General features: G+C 42.4%; 16 protein-coding genes. 13 read left to right on the forward strand and 3 right to left on the reverse strand.

What is annotated here, in order from left to right:
- Window positions 1–73: 73 nt before the first annotated feature.
- Window positions 74–1,306, reverse strand: a complete 1,233-nt coding sequence (locus tag DFQ04_RS11985) for a metallophosphoesterase (protein WP_133556152.1) — start codon at window positions 1,304–1,306, stop codon at window positions 74–76.
- Window positions 1,307–1,797: 491 nt separating this feature from the next.
- Between DFQ04_RS11985 and DFQ04_RS11990 the strand changes: the two genes are divergently transcribed.
- Together DFQ04_RS11990 and DFQ04_RS11995 are read left to right on the forward strand one after the other, a co-directional pair.
- Window positions 1,798–1,977 (forward strand): hypothetical protein, encoded by a 180-nt coding sequence (locus DFQ04_RS11990; RefSeq protein WP_133556154.1) that lies wholly within the window; start codon window positions 1,798–1,800, stop codon window positions 1,975–1,977.
- Between the two features lie 119 nt (window positions 1,978–2,096).
- Window positions 2,097–3,401, forward strand: coding sequence for a pyridoxal phosphate-dependent aminotransferase (locus tag DFQ04_RS11995; RefSeq protein WP_133556156.1), 1,305 nt, complete (start codon window positions 2,097–2,099; stop codon window positions 3,399–3,401).
- A 1-nt stretch (window position 3,402) separates the two neighbouring features.
- Here the strand turns inward: DFQ04_RS11995 and DFQ04_RS12000 are convergent, their stop codons facing one another.
- Entirely contained in the window at window positions 3,403–4,350 is a 948-nt protein-coding gene (locus DFQ04_RS12000; protein ID WP_166637306.1) for a zinc dependent phospholipase C family protein, read from the reverse strand.
- Window positions 4,351–4,560: 210 nt separating this feature from the next.
- Here DFQ04_RS12000 and rpsT point away from each other — a divergent pair, with 210 nt between their 5' ends.
- From rpsT to DFQ04_RS12045, 9 genes are all read left to right on the forward strand, one after another.
- Window positions 4,561–4,815 carry a 30S ribosomal protein S20 gene (gene rpsT, locus DFQ04_RS12005; RefSeq protein ID WP_133556158.1) on the forward strand — a complete coding sequence of 85 codons (255 nt, stop codon included), beginning with the start codon at window positions 4,561–4,563 and terminating at the stop codon, window positions 4,813–4,815.
- A gap of 99 nt (window positions 4,816–4,914) precedes the next feature.
- Window positions 4,915–5,610 (forward strand): RadC family protein, encoded by a 696-nt coding sequence (gene radC / locus DFQ04_RS12010; protein ID WP_133556160.1) that lies wholly within the window; start codon window positions 4,915–4,917, stop codon window positions 5,608–5,610.
- A 3-nt stretch (window positions 5,611–5,613) separates the two neighbouring features.
- Window positions 5,614–6,231, forward strand: coding sequence for a DUF1684 domain-containing protein (locus DFQ04_RS12015; protein WP_133556162.1), 618 nt, complete (start codon window positions 5,614–5,616; stop codon window positions 6,229–6,231).
- A 101-nt stretch (window positions 6,232–6,332) separates the two neighbouring features.
- A complete protein-coding gene (gene pheT, locus DFQ04_RS12020; RefSeq protein WP_133556164.1) occupies window positions 6,333–8,747 on the forward strand; it encodes a phenylalanine--tRNA ligase subunit beta in 2,415 nt (804 codons plus the stop codon).
- A gap of 3 nt (window positions 8,748–8,750) precedes the next feature.
- The gene (locus DFQ04_RS12025) at window positions 8,751–9,035 is read left to right on the forward strand and encodes a hypothetical protein (RefSeq protein ID WP_133556166.1); all 285 of its coding nucleotides are present in this window, start codon (window positions 8,751–8,753) and stop codon (window positions 9,033–9,035) included.
- A 1-nt stretch (window position 9,036) separates the two neighbouring features.
- A complete protein-coding gene (locus tag DFQ04_RS12030; RefSeq protein ID WP_133556168.1) occupies window positions 9,037–9,321 on the forward strand; it encodes a cell division protein ZapA in 285 nt (94 codons plus the stop codon).
- Between the two features lie 64 nt (window positions 9,322–9,385).
- Window positions 9,386–10,951, forward strand: a complete 1,566-nt coding sequence (rny, locus tag DFQ04_RS12035; RefSeq protein WP_133556170.1) for a ribonuclease Y — start codon at window positions 9,386–9,388, stop codon at window positions 10,949–10,951.
- A 64-nt stretch (window positions 10,952–11,015) separates the two neighbouring features.
- Complete coding sequence (locus DFQ04_RS12040; RefSeq protein ID WP_133556172.1) at window positions 11,016–11,780, forward strand: zinc-dependent peptidase; 765 nt, start codon at window positions 11,016–11,018, stop codon at window positions 11,778–11,780.
- Complete coding sequence (locus tag DFQ04_RS12045) at window positions 11,777–12,808, forward strand: Gfo/Idh/MocA family protein (RefSeq protein WP_133556174.1); 1,032 nt, start codon at window positions 11,777–11,779, stop codon at window positions 12,806–12,808. Before DFQ04_RS12040 ends, DFQ04_RS12045 begins: the two co-directional genes overlap by 4 nt.
- Before the next feature lie 95 nt (window positions 12,809–12,903).
- On the opposite strand, the gene DFQ04_RS12050 is transcribed toward DFQ04_RS12045, so the two are convergent.
- Window positions 12,904–14,538, reverse strand: coding sequence for an ABC-F family ATP-binding cassette domain-containing protein (locus DFQ04_RS12050; protein ID WP_133556176.1), 1,635 nt, complete (start codon window positions 14,536–14,538; stop codon window positions 12,904–12,906).
- Between the two features lie 168 nt (window positions 14,539–14,706).
- On the opposite strand from DFQ04_RS12050, the gene gndA reads away from it, so the two are divergent.
- Together gndA and DFQ04_RS12060 are read left to right on the forward strand one after the other, a co-directional pair.
- Window positions 14,707–16,605, forward strand: coding sequence for an NADP-dependent phosphogluconate dehydrogenase (gene gndA, locus DFQ04_RS12055; RefSeq protein ID WP_133556178.1), 1,899 nt, complete (start codon window positions 14,707–14,709; stop codon window positions 16,603–16,605).
- A 194-nt stretch (window positions 16,606–16,799) separates the two neighbouring features.
- On the forward strand, window positions 16,800–18,167 hold the full coding sequence (locus DFQ04_RS12060; RefSeq protein ID WP_133556180.1) for an amidohydrolase family protein: 1,368 nt from the start codon (window positions 16,800–16,802) through the stop codon (window positions 18,165–18,167).
- The last annotated feature ends 40 nt before the right edge of the window (window positions 18,168–18,207 follow it).

An 18,207-nucleotide genomic window follows, 5' to 3' on the forward strand; every position in this document is an offset into this window, starting at 1 on the left:
TGAAAACCAAATTTCTTCATAAAAAACCCTCTAAGTGTCTCTTAGAGGGTTTTTTGCTTAAGGACTTTAGCGATTAAATTGACCTTCTTTTCAATTCCAACACCGTAATCTCCGGCCAAATCCCCACCCTTCCCGGAAAGGCCAAGAATCCAAAGCCTCGGTTTACATGTAGGAAGCGTCCCATTTCCTCATAAAGTCCAGCCCATTTGGGATAGCGAAGAGATGCAGGACTCCATTTGATCCATCCCGGGATTTCAATTCCAAACTGCATTCCATGGGTATGCCCGCTTAGCGTGAGATGGATATGATGCGCAAAGGATTTTACCTCCTCGTCAAAGTGCGAAGGATCGTGACTCATAAGGATTTTGAAGCTTTGGGCAGAAAGATTTGCCGCAGCTTTGGCCAAGTCTCCATATTGAGCAAAGCCTTTTCCCCAGTTCTCTACACCAATCAGATCTATGCTAGCCTCTCCCTTTTGGATGGGTAGGCTTTCATTTCGAAGGAGCTTAAAGCCCAATTCCTCATGGACTTCAAAAAGTCTCTGAAGATTGGCCACTTTAGCCTCCTTGCTTGGCCAGGACATGTAGTCTCCATAATCGTGATTGCCAAGAATGGAGTATTTACCCATACGGGCTTTCAGCTTTTGGAAGGTTTCCATCCAAGGTTCCATTTCACCAGCATGGTTATTGACCAAGTCTCCAGTGAAGAGAATCAAGTCGGACTCTTGTTTATTGATCAGGTCTACACCGTACTCCAGTTTCTTTGGGTCATCAAAGCTTCCCGAGTGGATGTCTGAAATCTGAGTGATTCGAAACCCATCGAATTCCTCCGGTAAGTCATCAAATTCCAAAGTATGTTTGATCACTCGGTATCTGTATTTTCCGATCAAAACTCCATGAAGGATTCCTAAAAATGGGATAGCAGCGATTGCAAAGGCCGTCTGACTGATAAATTTTCTCCGGTCAGGGAGGAAATCTCCTTCCCTCCCACCGGCAAAGGATTGAAAAGCTCCTGAGAAAAATCGCAGAATATCCTCTCCAAACAGAAATGCCAGAATAATCAGCTTGGGAATCAAAGAAAGAATCAGAAGTGAAGCCATCCTTCCAAAGCTTGGATTCATCGCTTCCCTACTGAATGTCAAAAATGCATAAGCCACAAACAGATACACAAAGATGGAAAAGGCCCAATACCCAATTTTTACAAAGGTTTGGGTGGGGAAGATGGTCTTGAAGGCTTGGAAAGAATACCAGTCGATCAGGCCTATTACTAAAAGGAAAATGAAAATGCGAACAAGGATAGAAACCACGTTTAGGAATTTATTTAAGGTAAATCAAGGTTTGAGTTGTATAAACAACCCAAACGGGAAAGGGAATGGCAAGTTTGGAAATGATAGGGAAAGTCAGAATATAGAGCCTAAAAATTGAACATGCCTTGAACTAGTCTGAAGAATTTTTTCAAATAGATTTTTAAGTCCCTACTTTAAGATTAGTTTTAAGAATTATGAGCAAAAGAAAAGTTTATTTCCATTTTTTCATCCTCGTTTCAGCTCTGATTGTAGGAGGATTGTCTTTTTGGTATAGTGGCTTTTGGATGGAGGGGAGAAATAAGGTTCCCAATTTCACCTTGATTGCCATGGTTCTTCTGGTGATTAGTCAGATAGGTTATTTAAAAGCTGAATTAAGGAAAGGCAAATCTAAATTTTAACGCAAATGAGGATTGCAATTTTTACCCTTTCAATTAGTTTTTGGCCACAGGTTTTTCAGGAAAAAGAATCTGTTCAATACTTTTAATTAAAATATGAGCAAGAAAATCATCGATCGATCCTATGGATTGCCATTTGCCTTGATCATTCTAATTCTTTTAATCCAATATTTGGACCTATTTGTGATTCCTGCTTGGATTTTAGGAGGGGTTATATCTTGGGCCGCAGTTACCTTTATTCTAGTGGCGATTCGACGTAGGGAAAAAGGTAATTAAGCTGACTTTATTCTGTTTCCTTGCTGGAAATCCTTTGGCTTTTTAAGCCTATTCTAAAATTTAACCTTGCTTTTACCTTTCTTTGTGGCGGAATATTTTCCAAACCAGCCTATTGACCTATGAGACAGCTACTCCTCCGGCCTGGGGCCGAAGAACTCTCCTATGAAATTCGAGGTATAGTAAAAAAAGCCCGACAAATCGAAGCTTTGGGGTATCCCATGACTTGGGAAAATATCGGAGACCCCATCCAAAAGAGCAATCACGTGCCGGAATGGATGAAAGCGATTATTGCCGATTTGCTCAAGGAGGACAAAACCTATGGCTATGCTGATTCCAAAGGAGTTCTAGAAACCCGGAAGTTTTTGGCTCAAGTAAACAATGAAAAAGGCGGCACCCAGATTACTGCCGAGGATATTCTCTTTTTTAATGGACTAGGAGATGCCATCGCCAAGCTGTATCAATTCTTGATCCCTACAGCACGGATCATTGGCCCTTCCCCGGCTTACTCTACCCATAGTTCGGCAGAAGCTGCTCATGCCAATACAGCTCCGATCACTTACAAACTCGATCCGGATAATCAATGGCTTCCTGATATGGAAGACTTGTATTTGAAGGTGAAATACAATCCCTCCATCGTGGGGATTTTGATCATCAATCCTGACAATCCAACCGGGATGGTTTATCCAAAGGAAGTGTTGGAAGGATTTGTCAAACTCGCGGAGGAGTTTAATCTGCTATTGATTGCGGATGAGATCTACCAAAATATCACCTACAACGGAATTAAGGCGGTTGCTTTGGCCGAGGTGATTGGTAATCGTCCAGCTATTTCTCTCAAAGGCATTTCTAAAGAATTTCCATGGCCTGGGGCGAGATGCGGTTGGATGGAATTTTATAATCGGGAAGCATCGGTAGAGTTTTCCAAACTTTGTCAGACGCTTGAGAATGCGAAGATGATTGAGGTTTGCTCTACTATTTTACCCCAATTGGCTATTCCGAGAATCATGAGTCATCCCCAATACCATGGATATCGGGAGCATGCCAACGCACAAATTGGGAAAAGGAGCGAATTGATGTCCGAGATTTTGGGAGAGATTCCAGGGATTAAATTCAATCCAACACAAGGAGCCTTTTACAATACCATTGTTTTTGACGAAACCTTACTTCATCCAAACCAAAGTCTTCCGATTGAGGATTCTCGTCTTCAATCTCTTTTAAATAGCTGGTTGGAGGATAAAAACATGCCATTAGATAAACGATTCGTCTATTATCTTCTTGCAGCTGAGCGGATTTGTGTGGTGCCTATTTCGTCCTTCTGCTCAGACCTGAGAGGATTTCGGGTGACCTTATTGGAAGAAAATGAGGAGGTATTCAAAAATACCTTCACCAGGTTAGGCGAAGCCATCAAGAAGTACCTTAATTCCTGATTCATAAATTATCATGACTCCTCGCTTTGATTTTGGGGTTGGGAGTCTTTTTTTCTTCTTTTTCGGAATTGACTTCATCTAATTTAGTCAAATCAGGTTGTCCAGCATTAATCCAGGCGGTATACCAAAAGTCAGCGATCATTTTGATAGATTTTCTCATTTGCCTTTCTACCATTCCATCTAATGCTCTGGAATAAGCTTCTGAAAAATCTCTTGAGTAAACCCTAACCGTCAATCCGTTTCTTTCTTCGAAACTGTACTTCTGGTCCTCTGGGAAAAGTCGCGTAAGTTCCCGTTCAATTCTTAATACACTATCTACTTTAGAGGAGGTCAATGCAACCGCTTCCCAGATCGCCAGTTGGGGCTTTTCTATATACTCAGCTTTCCCAACCCAAAAAGAGTAGTCTTTAGCCTGTAATTCAGGTACTCTACTTTCCCAAAAACCATGAATTCCTTCTTGTCCTGTGAGTTGACCATTATAGTTTTGAGTTGTGTGCAAAGGGACATTCAAATCAGCAAGGTAGTGCCCGAGATCTGCGGAAAGTCTAAGAATGGCCGCTTTATTCTTTTGCTCAAAGGCTTTGGTAAGACTCAGAAATGTTTGGTAAGTCGACCATGGGCCGATTCCGTGACTTCGAAGTGAGTCTTCAGAGAGTTTTTCAATTGCCTCAGGCCAATACTTTGGTAGAATAAAAATCGCACTATCTCCGTAATGGTCCAGGTCAATGAAATGTTTTTCAGCCTCACCTTCCACTGCGTATCTTCTTCTGTCAGGATTTACCGCATTTTCAGATAAAAATTCAATTTCAGTTTTAAACAAAACCAACATTTCTGGGGGAAGGGAATAAACAGCCTGTCTATTAATCAATTGGTGACTAAAAAATCCCCAGTAAATACCTTCAGGCAGCCCTAGAAAGAAAGAAAAAGCCCAGATTATAAAAATTCTCATAGGTCAAATTAATCAAAAGAAATATCTTTTAGAATACGAAAAAAGCTATATTTGTGGCCTGTTTTAGCCCAAAAGCCAAATAGTTTGATTTGGTCAAAGTCTAGAATAAAAGGAATGTTTGAAATTCCTTTGGCAGAATTAATTATTTACAATAACTTTGCACTCCAATTCGGACCAGGGGAAGTAAAGAAAATATTTTAAAAACGAGATATGGCAAATCATAAATCAGCTCTTAAGAGAATTCGTGCCAACGAAGCGAAGCGTTTAAGAAACAGATATCAGGCCAAAACAACCAGAACTTTCATCAAGAGACTGAAGGCTGCTACCGACAAAGTAGAGGCTTTGGAATTGTATCAGAAAGTATCTTCTATGTTGGACAAACTGGCCAAGAAGAATGTAATTCATAAGAATAACGCTAGCAACAAAAAGTCAAGATTGGCAAAGTTTGTCAATGCATTGGCTTAATTTCTAAAGACTTTCTATTTCTGAACCCTGCTCCAAAGGCAGGGTTTTTTTATTGAAATTTTTTAAATAGATTTTGTCAAACTTTTTAAATAACTACTTATGGACCAGACTTTTTCTACCAAAATCTCTGAGCTTGCCGAAGAGGATCGTCCCAGGGAAAAGCTTTTGCTAAAAGGGAAATCAGCCTTGACTGATGCGGAATTGATAGCAATTTTGATTGGTTCGGGGACAAGGACTATGAGCGCAGTTGACCTTTCTAGGCTGATTCTTCGAAATGTGGGGAATGACTTGGCTGCTTTAGCCAAACTTTCCATCAAAGACCTGATGAAATTTAAAGGAATCGGTGAGGCCAAGGCAATAACCATTGTAGCTGCAATGGAACTGGGCCGAAGAAGAAAAGAGCAAGAACCCAGCGTCAAACCCAAAATCTCATCTTCTAAAGATGTATATGAATTGATGCGACCCGATCTTTATGATGAAGTTGTGGAGCATTTTTACCTGATCTTGATGAATAGATCCAATCAGGTTATCAAAAAACATCTGATCAGTCAAGGAGGCACTTCTGGCACCGTGGTGGATGCCAAAATTGTCTTTAAAACAGCCTTGGAGCATTTGGCTCAGTCCATGATTTTGGTTCATAACCATCCCAGTGGAAGCCTGACTCCTTCGGAGCAAGACAAAAGATTGACCGAAAGATTGGTGAAAATTGGCAGGGATATGGATTTACCTGTCTTAGACCATGTGATTTTTTCAGATCGTGGCTATTTTAGCTTCGCCGATGAAGGCATTCTTTAATCCATGAAAGCAAACCAAATCATTTTACTAGTAATCGGGATCGTTGTAGTTGTAGCTGTAGGGTATATGTTTACTGCTATTGAGAGCCCTGAGGATTATATTGAGAAAATCGAAAAAGAGCGGGAAAGGCAATTCAAGTATATCCGTTTCAATGCCGAGTCTCCTTTGACTGAAGAACAAAAAGCTAATTTTAAGACCCTGACTTTTTATCAAATCAATCCGGAGTATAAGGTTAAAGCTCGTTTGGTCCCTATTGAAAATAAAAAAGTAAGAGAAGTCCCGCTTACTGATGGTTCCAAAGAGCGATACATCGAGCATTCCTATGCTGAATTCGAACTGGGAGGAAAGACCAACAGCCTTTTGCTTTTGCAATCTGTCAAAGAAATAGATATGAGAAATTTCTTTTTAGCCTTTGCTGATGAAACCAGCGGAAGAGAAACCTATGGTGGTGGAAGATATCTCAACGTTCGACAGGATGGAAAAAACAGCATTACGATTGACTTCAACTTGGCATATAATCCCTACTGTGCCTATAATCCGGAATTTGCCTGTCCGTTGCCACCTAAGGAGAATCTCTTGACGATTTCCATTGAAGCAGGGGAGAAAAATTATTCCAAATAGGCTTCCCCTCCTGCAATTCTTATAAATTTGCCCATTAATTCTAAAAGGTGCCTTTGCACCTTTTTTCTTAAGCCTCGGAGATTCTCCGAAATCAAAAGAATATGAAAATTTCAATCAACCGATTAAAGCAATACATCCATCTCACCGAAACTCCTGAAGAAATAGCCGCCTTGCTGACCCGATCTGGGTTGGAGGTTGAGGCTGTGGAAGAATTTCAGTCCGTTCCGGGTGGTCTTGAAGGAATTGTCATTGGGGAGGTTTTGACTTGTGAGAAGCATCCCGATGCGGACAAATTGAGTATCACCACTGTAGATATAGGAAAAGAAACTCCTTCCCAGATCGTTTGTGGGGCATCCAATGTGGCTGCTGGACAAAAAGTAGTCGTCGCAACAGTGGGTGCTATGCTTTATCCAACCGAAGGAGAGCCTTTCGAAATCAAAAAGGCAAAAATCCGTGGTCAGGTTTCTGAAGGGATGATTTGCGCTGAAGATGAGATTGGAATCGGGACATCGCATGCCGGAATTATGGTGTTGGATACCGATCTGCCCAATGGAACTCCTGCTTCCGAATATTTTGAAATTTCAAACGATTCGATCCTCGAAATCGGACTTACTCCGAATAGAGCTGATGCTGCATCTCATTTAGGTGTGGCAAGAGATCTTGAAGCCCTGCTTCATCGACCGATTTGTCTTCCTGAGACCCAAGAATTGAAGATTGAAAAATCAGGTCCAGCTATCTCTGTGGAGGTGAAAGATCCTTTGGATTGTCCTCGGTATGCAGGGGTTGTGGTGACTGATCTCAAAGTAGGTCCTTCCCCTCAGTGGCTTCAGAATTTTCTTCGTTCCCTGGACTTGGAGCCGATTAATAACGTGGTCGATATCACCAATTTTATCCTTCATGACTTGGGGCAGCCTCTGCATGCTTTTGATGCGGAGAAAATTTCCGATGGAAAAATCATCGTTGGGAAACTTCCAAAAGGAACTCCTTTTGTCACTTTGGATGAAAAGGAAAGGAAACTCTCAGGTGAGGAATTGATGATTTGTGATCCAAATGGTGGGATGTGTATTGCAGGTATCTTCGGTGGAAAAGGTTCTGGAGTAAGCGATCAAACGACAACCATTTTCCTTGAATCTGCCTATTTCTCTCCTGATGTGATCCGAAAAGGTTCCCAGTTTCATGGATTGAAGACCGATGCATCTTTCCGATTTGAAAGAGGAACAGATCCCAATATGCCGGTATTTGCCTTGAAAAAGGCAGTAGCCTTGCTTCAAGAAATCGCAGGCGGAAAGGTTTCTTCTGAAATAATTGATGTCTATCCTAATCCAATTCCTGATTTTGAAATAGATGTGGAATACGGGCATGTGGACCGACTGATCGGGAAAAAGATTGAGCCCAAAGAGGTCAAATCCATTTTGGAAAGCTTGGATATCCAAGTTGTAAATGAAACCGAAAAAGGCTTCAAAGCTATCGTAAAACCTTATCGGGTAGACGTCACCCGTGAGGCAGATATTATTGAGGAAATCCTTAGAATTCACGGTTTTCATCAGGTAGAACTTTCTGAAAATCTCAGAACAGACTATTTGGCTGAGCATCCTGTGAAGGATCTAAACAAGCTTCAATACCGCTTAACAGAAATGCTAGCTGGTCAAGGCTATTTTGAATTGATCACAAACAGTTTGACCAAACCTCAGTATGCAGAGAAGTCAGGTTACTTGGATCCGAAGCTTAGCGTTGAAATCTACAATAAGCTAAGCGAAGACTTGGGAGTGATGAGACAGACGCTTCTTTTCTCAGGATTGGAAGTGATGGCGCACAACATCAATCGAAGACAAACAGACCTCAAGGCCTTTGAATTTGGAACCGTTTACCAAAAAACAGCAGAAGGATATAAAGAGGGTAGGAGATTGGCACTATTCCATTCGGGCGATCGTTCTTCTGAAAGTTGGTTGGATGTTTCCAAGCCTTTTGCTTTCGCAGATTTGTATGCTACCGTTGAAAAGATTCTGGAGCGTCTGAATATTGACAATGCCCAGATCCATGTAATTGAATCTGCTCCTTTGGCTTATGGGTTGGAATTGAAGTTGGGAGAAAAGGTCTTGGGAATAGTTGGTTTGGTAGATGACAAAATTCTTAAACTAGCCGAGGTTCGACAAGATGTATGGTATGCGGAATTGGATTGGGATTTGCTTTGCAAGAAAGCTTCAGGTTTGAAGAAATATCAGGAGATCTCCAAATTTCCAGAGGTAAGGAGGGATCTTTCCTTGGTGATAGACAAAGCGATTACTTACGAACAGGTAAAATCCGTAGCTGAAAAGGCGGGAGGAAAATTAGTCAAGCGAATCGGATGCTTTGACGTTTACCAAGGAGATAAAATTGACTCGGGTAAAAAAGCTTATGCACTGAGTTTTATCCTTCAGGATTCAGAAAATACACTGACGGATAAGGTAATTGATAAAACAATGAGTAAATTGATTCAGGCCTTTCAAGATCAAGTGGGGGCTGTTATCAGAAGTTAAAAAATGATTCACGAGGAACTGCAAAAACTGGAAAAGCTGGCGGTTTTAGCCAGTAAGAAAATCGAAGCTTTGAGTGCTGAAAATGAGCAATTAAAGTCTAGAATGGCTGATTTGGAGCAGAATATTCAGGAAAAGGAGCAGGAAATCCATCATTTTAAAAATAAGATTAAAATTAGTAACATTGTGGACAACCGGCCGGTAACCTCAGAAGATACTGCCGAAATGAGTGACTTAATCAACAATTATATACAAGAAATCGATCATTTGATCACCTACCTTTCCGAATGATATGGAGACGCTGGCAATCAGAGTGAAAATCGGAGATAGGGAATATCCCATGCGTGTCAAGCCTGAAGATGAGGCTAAAATTCGGCATGCTGGAAAACTGATTAATGAAAAAATGAGAAAGTATAAGGCTGAATTTGGTTTGGATGATGCCACAGATCTTTTGGCGATGGTCGCCTTTGATTGCATGGTAGAATCCCTAGAAACCAATGAAGTCAATGCAGAAGACAGCGAGCATATTCAGCGCAGTCTTTCCCATATTTCAGCGCTGTTGACCAAGGCTGTTTGATTGTTGATATCCACTTAATTTCTGGGACTTTTCTGATCCGGTAGGTAGCAATTTATACATACCTATGGCAGACGTACTATTTATCATCCTTGCAGCCCTGGCGGGGCTAGGTGGGGGTGCCGCATTAGCGGGGTTTTTTATTAAAAATAAAAATGCAAAGCTGGAAGAAGAGACCAAAGAAAGGGTCAAATCCATGCTTAGGGAGGCTGAAATTACAGCTGAATCAATCAAAAAAGATCGCATTCTTGAGGCTAAAGAAAAGTTTCTGAAGATGAAGGCGGATTTTGATGAGGAGATGAGCAATAAGAAAAACATCATCATCACCAATGAAAACAAAGTCAAGCAACTTCAGCAGCAAGTATCCAAAGAGCAAGAACTGGTAAAGCGAAAAGAAGCTGAATTGGATAGTAAAAAGGAAAACCTTACCGCCCAATTGCATGCGGTTCAGGTCAAAAAAGAGGAACTCGATCGGATTACCAATCAGCGAATCGCTGACTTGGAAAAAATCGCAGGTTTGACCCGTGAGGAAGCCAAGGAACAATTGGTAAATATGCTCACAGAGGAAGCCCAATCCAAAGCTTCTTCCCAAATCAAGGATATCCTTGACGAAGCCAAACTTACCGCTACCAAGCAGGCTAAAAAGATCGTTTTGGACACTATCCAGCGTACGGCTACTGAACATGCGGTTGAAAACTGTGTTTCTGTTTTCAATATTGAAAGCGATGATATTAAGGGTAAAATCATCGGTCGGGAAGGCCGAAATATCCGGGCTTTGGAAGCGGCAACAGGCGTGGAGATTGTAGTGGATGATACCCCAGAGGCTATCATTATTTCAGGATTTGATCCGGTAAGAAGAGAAATCGCAAGACTATCTCTTCACCGATTGGTTCAGGATGGAAGAATCCACCCGGCTAGAATCGAGGAAGTAGTAGCCAAAACTGAGAAAAACATCGAGGAAGAAATCGTTGAAATCGGCGAGAGAACCTGTATTGATTTGGGAATTCATGGTTTGCATCCTGAGTTAATCAAGATGGTTGGCCGAATGAGATTCCGTTCTTCCTATGGACAGAACTTACTCCAGCACTCCAGAGAGGTAGCCAAATTAGCAGCAACCATGGCTGCTGAAATGGGCTTAAATGCCAAGTTGGCTAAGCGTGCCGGATTGCTTCATGACATCGGTAAAGTATGGCCAGAGGAGCAGGAACTTCCTCACGCAATTCTAGGGATGGAATTGGCAAAGAGATACAAAGAGCATCCTGAAATCTGCAATGCCATCGGAGCTCACCACGATGAAATCGAAATGACTTCAATGATTTCTCCAATCGTGCAGGCATCTGATGCGATTTCTGGTTCCAGACCAGGTGCAAGAAGGGAAATCATGGATAGCTACATCAAGCGTCTCAAGGAATTGGAAGAACTAGCTTTGGGATTTGATGGAGTAAATAAATGCTTTGCGATGCAGGCAGGCCGTGAGTTGAGAATCTTGGTCGATGCTGATCATGTAGATGACCAGACTGCAAGCAAGCTTTCCTTTGATATTTCCCAGAAAATCGAAAAAGAAATGCAATATCCCGGACAGATTAAAATCACCGTGATTCGGGAAATGCGGGCGGTGAATTACGCCAGATAATTTTAGAAATTGTTTTATTCTAAAATGGCAGTTACTTTAGGTGGCTGCCTTTTTTTATTACTCTATGTTTGGATATTTAGCTACCAAAGCTGTAATCGAATTGATCAATGAAGCCCGATGGAGACTTTTTCCTAGGAAAGTAAGTCGGGATGAGATCAAATTTTTAGAAAATCATTTTAAGTATTATTCCCGGCTTAAGCCTCAGCATAAAAAAGAGTTTATTGATAAACTGGAAATGATCCTTTCCACCAAAAGGTTGATTGCAAGAGGAGGTTTGGAGGAAATTACTTGGGAGATGGAAATCTTGGTTGGGGCAACGATCGCAATGGTTACGTTTGGATGGAAGCGTTTAAAGCTTGCTCACTTTCATACCATCTTGATTTATCCCAATCCATATTTCAGCACTATCAATAAGATTTATCATCGCGGAGAGGTCAATCCCAAGCATGGATTGATTATTCTTTCCTGGCAAAGTTTTGTGGAAGGATATGCGGACTTTGAGGACGGAATCAATTTGGGTATCCATGAAATTGCCCATGCCTTGAAGTTGGCCAATCAAATTGACACAGATGGAGAGCGGGAATTTGATCCCAAGTCTTTTGCTGAATATAAAAAGTGGGTTCCTATTGAAATGGAGAAAGTTAAGGCAGGGGAAGAAACCATATTTAGAGAAAGAGCGGCTTTCAATGAGCATGAGTTTTTTGCCGTGATCATTGAGACCTTTTTTGAAAAAAGTCAGGAGTTCAAGACCTATAATCCTGAGTTTTACCAAACTGTAGTTCATCTCCTGCGCCAGGATCCATTAACCCTTCAAAAACCAATTCAATGAAATTTGGAATAGGAATTATCGGTACAGGAGCTATCGCAATCAAGCATGCGCAGGCCATTGAAAGTCTGGACAATGCTCGATTACTTGGTCTTTTTAACCCGAATCCTTCCAGCGCTGAGAAAGCGAAAGAAAAGTTCTCAGCTCCAGTATTTCAGGATTTAAAGGAGTTCCTAGCTATTTCAGGTTTGGATGTAGTGTGCATTTGTACACCAAGTGGTTTGCATCTTGAACCTGCCCTTGCAGCTTTAGAAGCCAAAAAGCATGTTTTTATCGAAAAACCGATTGAGGTGACCTTGGATCGTGCGGACCGCTTAATTGCCTCTGCTGATAAAAATGGAGTTACCCTCGGAGTTGTATTCCAGAATCGATTTTCTTCTGATTTTCAAAAATTAAGAAAAGCTGTCCAAGCCGGAGAATTCGGCAGACTGCTCATGGGAAATGCCTATGTAAACTGGTTCCGAACTGCTGAATATTATTCTTCCAGCCAATGGAAAGGAACCCTCAAATGCGATGGTGGAGGAGCTTTGATCAATCAGGCCATCCATACCTTGGATCTGCTTTTGGATGTGATGGGAGAAGTGGATTCTGTTTTTGGGAAAGTGAAGACCAGCCTATATCCAATAGAAGGAGAGGATTTGGGTGCTGCTTTGGTCAATTTTAGATCAGGTGCTTCGGGGACAATTACAGCAGGAACCTCACTTTATCCCGGCTATCCTGAGCGCTTGGAGATTTATGGAACGGAAGGAAGTGCAATCTTGGAAGCCGGAAAGTTGATAGCTTGGACGATTAAAGGAAAAGATAGTCCTCTTGAGAAATCTGAGAAAATCAGCACTTCAGGCTCTTCCGATCCGAATGCCATAGGATTTGAATTGCACGCAGCTCAATGGAAGGACTTTTTAAAATCAATAGCAAATGGCACCTCTCCGGAAGTGGATGGTCCAGAAGCAAAAAAATCCCTCGAATTGATCCGAGGGATTTATAAGTCCAGCAAGGAAGAGAAGTTGGTGAAGTTTCCTTTTGAGGAATAAATGATTTCTCACAAATGACTCAGATGAGCACAGATTTTCGGCTTACAGACTTTAAAAGTCCAGCCTTTCTACTTTCACTGCAAACTGCTAACTGCCTACTTTCTCTCCACTTCCCTCAAATTCTCCAGCTTCTTATTTCTCAGGAATCCATTGATATCCTCGAAATGCTCTTTTACTCGCTTGTTTCCAAACTCAAACACCTTGGTCACTAAGCCATCCAAGAAGTCCCGGTCGTGAGACACGACTACCAAGGTTCCATCAAAGGCCTTCAGCGCATCCTTGATGATGTCTTTGGTCTTCATGTCCAAATGATTGGTCGGTTCATCGAGAATCAAAAGATTGACTGGCTCAAGCAAAAGTTTGATCATCGCCAATCGGGTCTTTTCACCACCGGAAAGCACTTTGACCTTTTTGTTGATGTCATCTCCTTTAAACATGAAGGCACCCAAAATATCCTTGATTTTGGTTCGGATTTCACCCACCGCGATATAGTCTATGGTTTCGAAAATGGTCAGGCTCTCATCCAAAAGGGAAGCCTGATTTTGGGCGAAATAGCCAATCATGGCATTGTGACCCAGCTCACATTTTCCCTGAAAGTCAATCTCTCCCATGATGGCTTTGATCATGGTGGATTTTCCTTCTCCGTTTTTCCCTACAAAGGCTACTTTTTGCCCCTGCTCGATGGTCATGGAGGCGTCTTTGAAAACCACATGAGACCCATAGCTTTTACTCATTTCATCGACGATGACCGGATATTTTCCAGATCGTGGCGAGGGTGGAAAGCGAAGTTTCAAAGCGGAAGTATCCACCTCATCCACTTCGATGATTTCCATTTTTTCGAGCATTTTCACTCGAGACTGGACCTGAAGGGTCTTCGAGTAAGTTCCTTTGAAACGATCAATGAATTCTTGAATATCTGCGATTTGGCGCTGCTGCTCCTCGTAGTGTTTTTGTTGCTGTTCTCGTCTTTCTTTTCTTAGCTCAAGATAATGGCTATACTTCGCTTTGTAGTCATAGATTCGACCCATGGTCACCTCGATCGTTCGAGTGGTAATGTTGTCCACAAAGGCCCGGTCGTGGGAGATAACCACTACTGCTTTGGCTTTATTCATCAAAAAGTCCTCCAGCCATTGGATGGATTCGATATCCAGGTGATTGGTAGGCTCATCCAGTAGAATTAGGTCGGGCTTTTGGAGCAAGATTTTGGCGAGCTCGATACGCATCCTCCAGCCTCCGGAAAACTCTGAAGTAGCCCGCTGAAAATCCTCACGAACAAAACCCAGACCCAGCAGTACTTTTTCTACCTCAGCTTCATAGTTGACCTCTTCGATGGCATAAAATTTCTCACTCAATTCGGAGACTTGTTCGATCAACTTGTAATACTCTTCGGATTCGTAATCCGTACGTACTGTCAATTCTTCATTGATTCGGTCAATTTCAGCCTTCATTCCCAAATAGCTTGCAAAAGCCTTGGACGTCTCTTCCATGACACTGCAATCATCCGCAGTCAAGAGATGCTGTGGAAGGTATGCGACAACATAGCCTTTGGGTGCGGCTACTGCACCAGAAGTAGGTTTGGTTTGACCAGCAATAATTTTGAGCAAAGTGGATTTCCCAGCTCCATTTTTTCCCATCAAAGCGATCTTATCGCTTTCGTTGATGTTGAAAGTAATGTTGCTGAAAAGCGGAGAACCGCCATGCATGACGGACACGTTATCTACTGAAATCATGAATCTTGGAATTGAAGGCGCAAAGGTAGGGATTTGAGGATTGAAAAATTGGAAGATTGGAAAATTAGTCCATGGACCGGAGTCGACAGTCCACCGAGGGATGCTTATTCTTAATTCGGTGGACTGTCGGCCGTTGTCTGTTGACCGCAAAAAAGTTACCTTCGCCCCATGCTTGTAATCGTCACCGGGGTCTCCGGTACAGGAAAAACCACGCTGGGGACTTTATTGGCCGAAAGGCTTAGACTTCCCTTTTTTGATGCCGATCATTTTCACCCTGCTGAAAACATCGCCAAAATGAGTGCTGGTCATCCCCTTAACGATGAGGACAGGCAGCCTTGGCTTCAGGCTTTGGCAGATCAATTGTTAAATTCGGAAACTAAGGGAGGGGCAGTTTTGGCTTGCTCCGCTTTGAAAAATACCTACAGAGAAAAGCTTTCGGTATCAGAGAATCTACGCTGGATTCACTTGACCGGAGAAAGGGATTTGATCTGGGAGCGAATGTTGGCACGTAAAAACCATTACATGAAAGCCGGCATGTTGGATTCCCAGATTGCCGTTTGGGAAAAGCCTTTGGAGGGTTATTTATTGGATATTTCAGGGGCTCCGGAAGAGATGCTGGAGAATTCCCTTAACTACTTAAAATCTCAACCTATGAAAATGAAAATGGGAGTGATCGGAATGGGTGTGATGGGTAAAAGCCTTGCGCTCAATTTGGCCGAAAAGGGTGTTTCTGTGTCACTTTACAACCGATTTGTAGCAGGAAAAGAAGAAGGAATTGCTCAGAAAGTCGTAGATGAAAACCCGGAGTTTTCTAATATGCTCGCCTTCGAGGACTTGCAAAAGTTCGTGGATTCTTTAGAAAAACCCCGTCGTATTTTAATGATGATTCCTGCTGGCGCCGCTATTGATGCACAGTTGGATACGTTGATTCCGATTTTGGATAATGACGATCTGGTCATCGATGGGGGTAATTCCTTCTACAAAGATTCTGAAAGACGAGTGGATCGAATGAAGGAAGTCGGCATGCACTTTTTGCCTATGGGAGTTTCCGGAGGAGAGGAAGGAGCGAGAAAAGGTCCGTCCATCATGCCGGGTGGAAATGCCGAAGGCTATGCCATGGTGGAGGATTTCTTGGGAAGAATCTCTGCCAAAGATAAAGACGGAAAGCCTTGCGTCACCTATATTGGCCCGGGAGGCTCAGGGCATTTTATCAAGATGGTCCATAATTCCATTGAGTATGGGGAGATGCAGGTTTTGGCTGAATTGACGCATTTGTTGCGATTTGGATTTGGCCTGAGTGCAGAACAGGTTTCTGAAATTTTTTCTGATTGGGGAAAGGGAGAATTGAAATCCTTCCTGCTCGAGATCACTGCAGATTTGCTCCTTTTCAAAGAAAACGGAGAATTGCTATTGGATAAAATTCTGGATCAAGCCGGACAAAAGGGAACTGGCGCTTGGTCTTTGACCACCGCTTTGGAATACGGAATTCCTTACAGCCCATTGGCTGAAGCGGTGAATGCCCGCGGAGTTTCGGGAGAGAAAGCCATGCGAGTGGCATTTTCCAAGACTTTCCATCATGAATTCCAAAAAGTAGAAGGTTCCTTAGATTCCTGGCTTCCAAAAATCAAAGCGGCTTATTCTTTGGCCAGAATCATCAATCACGAAGTTGGTTTTAGACTTATGAAGACAGTTTCGGATACCAAAGATTGGAAGTTGAACTTCAATGAAATCTCCAGAATCTGGACCAATGGATGTATTATCCGATCAGGCTTGATGGAAAATATTTCTTCCAATTATTCTGATACCCATTCTTTCTTTGAAATGAAAGGCGTTAAAGAGCAGGTAATTTCAGGGAGAAAGGCCTTGGCGGAATTGGTTGGTTTGGGCTTGACTCATGGCTTTGCCTTACCTGTAATGAGCGCTGGAATCAATTACCTTCTAGGAAGAATCACCGCAGAGTCTTCTGCATCGGTAATTCAGGCACAGCGGGATTATTTTGGAGCACATACCTACCAGCGAAAAGACGATCCAAGCGGGAAGTTTTACCACACGCAGTGGAATTCATAAATCAGAAGGGCTGGAATTTTCCGGTCCTTTTTTGTTTCTGACAGATGGCAAAGATTTCTACAGTCTCATTCTCTGTGTAAATCTGTGTTATCTGTGAGCCTTTTTGACTTTGCCGCAAAACAAAAAATCCACCATCGGATTGGTTTACAGTTGGGAAAGGGCGAAATTAAGTTTTGCATTAACCTCCAACGCTTATGAAACCTTTTAAAATCCTTCTCCTCCTCCTTTTGACCTGTACTTTTTTGGTTCCTTCAGAAGCACAGGAATTGGTCATCAATCACGTGAATATCATCACCATGCAGGATGATCAGGTCCTTGAGGATCATTCGATTTACGTCAAAGATGGAGTGATTATGGAAATTGCACCTGAGGATGAAATTACCGTTGCGGGTATTCGCTCATTGGATGGAAGAGGGATGTATATTTTCCCGGGATTGGCAGAATTTCATGCGCATCTTCCCAATCCAGAGCAATTCGGCCCCGTTTTTCAAGAGGAGGTTTTGTGGATGTATCTGGCTAACGGAGTACTGAGAATCCGAAGTATGCTTGGTCATGAATCCCATTTGGAATTAAAGAAGCGAGTTGAGGCAGGAGAATTAACAGGTCCTCGAATGTTTATTTCAGGGCCATCGCTAAATGGAACTTCTGTAGCTGATCCAGATTCAGGTAGAAAAATGGTAAGGGATCAAAAAGCTGCTGGATATGATCATCTGAAACTTCATCCCGGTCTGGATGATCCTAAGTTTCTGGCGATAGCTGATGAAGCAAAAAAAGCCGGAATCTATTATGGAGGACATGTTTCTCTGGATGTGGGCTTGGTGACTTCGGTGAAAAATGGCTACCGTTCTGTCGAGCACATCGATGGGTTCTTGGAGGCAATGCTTCCGGATGGAACAACCATTGACCCTACAGTTTCAGGCCCATTCAATATGAATTTGGTGGGTCAGGTAGATCAAGCCAAACTTGATGCATTGATTCAGCTTTGTTTAGAAAATAAAACCTGGATTGCTCCAACTTTAACCTTGTTTGAACGCTACTTTGGCTACCAACCTGCCTATGAATTGCGTCAGCAGCCGGAAATGTTTTACCTCCCAGGGCAGTTGACCACCCAATGGTACAATACCAAATCCAAGTTGGAAGCGGATGGTGTTTTGGCGGAGGCCAAGGTTAAGCCTTATCTGGAATTCAGACAAAAACTTTTCCTTGACCTTCACAAAGCTGGTGTTCCGATGATCATGAGTTCGGATTCTCCACAAGTCTTCAATGTACCGGGATTTTCTATTCATCGGGAAATCGAGTCGATGTCAAAGGCTGGAATGTCGAATTATGAGATTTTGAAAACGGGTTCGGTGAACTGTGCAGATTATTTTGAGGAAAGTGGAGAATGGGGAGTTCTGAAGCCAGGTGCTGCTGCTGAATTTGTGATGGTACAAAAGAATCCTTTGGAAGACTTGACAACGATGCAAAAGCCTCAGGCGATCATGATTCAGGGAAAATTCATCCAAAGAGATGAATTGCAGTTGCAATTGAATCTGATCCGACAGAAGTACCTTAGGCAATAGTTCTAGCTAATCGTAATCAAGTCTTCAATGTTCGATATTC

This window comes from Algoriphagus boseongensis (genome assembly GCF_004362805.1).
GTDB lineage: Bacteria > Bacteroidota > Bacteroidia > Cytophagales > Cyclobacteriaceae > Algoriphagus > Algoriphagus boseongensis.

Coding starts and splice junctions, on each gene's coding strand:
- DFQ04_RS11990 (WP_133556154.1), top strand. CDS start 1,798: ATGAGCAAGAAAATCATCGATCGATCCTATGGATTGCCATTTGCCTTG.
- DFQ04_RS11995 (WP_133556156.1), top strand. CDS start 2,097: ATGAGACAGCTACTCCTCCGGCCTGGGGCCGAAGAACTCTCCTATGAA.
- DFQ04_RS12000 (WP_166637306.1), bottom strand. CDS start 4,350: ATGAGAATTTTTATAATCTGGGCTTTTTCTTTCTTTCTAGGGCTGCCT.
- rpsT (WP_133556158.1), top strand. CDS start 4,561: ATGGCAAATCATAAATCAGCTCTTAAGAGAATTCGTGCCAACGAAGCG.
- radC (WP_133556160.1), top strand. CDS start 4,915: ATGGACCAGACTTTTTCTACCAAAATCTCTGAGCTTGCCGAAGAGGAT.
- DFQ04_RS12015 (WP_133556162.1), top strand. CDS start 5,614: ATGAAAGCAAACCAAATCATTTTACTAGTAATCGGGATCGTTGTAGTT.
- pheT (WP_133556164.1), top strand. CDS start 6,333: ATGAAAATTTCAATCAACCGATTAAAGCAATACATCCATCTCACCGAA.
- DFQ04_RS12025 (WP_133556166.1), top strand. CDS start 8,751: ATGATTCACGAGGAACTGCAAAAACTGGAAAAGCTGGCGGTTTTAGCC.
- DFQ04_RS12030 (WP_133556168.1), top strand. CDS start 9,037: ATGGAGACGCTGGCAATCAGAGTGAAAATCGGAGATAGGGAATATCCC.
- rny (WP_133556170.1), top strand. CDS start 9,386: ATGGCAGACGTACTATTTATCATCCTTGCAGCCCTGGCGGGGCTAGGT.
- DFQ04_RS12040 (WP_133556172.1), top strand. CDS start 11,016: ATGTTTGGATATTTAGCTACCAAAGCTGTAATCGAATTGATCAATGAA.
- DFQ04_RS12045 (WP_133556174.1), top strand. CDS start 11,777: ATGAAATTTGGAATAGGAATTATCGGTACAGGAGCTATCGCAATCAAG.
- DFQ04_RS12050 (WP_133556176.1), bottom strand. CDS start 14,538: ATGATTTCAGTAGATAACGTGTCCGTCATGCATGGCGGTTCTCCGCTT.
- gndA (WP_133556178.1), top strand. CDS start 14,707: ATGCTTGTAATCGTCACCGGGGTCTCCGGTACAGGAAAAACCACGCTG.
- DFQ04_RS12060 (WP_133556180.1), top strand. CDS start 16,800: ATGAAACCTTTTAAAATCCTTCTCCTCCTCCTTTTGACCTGTACTTTT.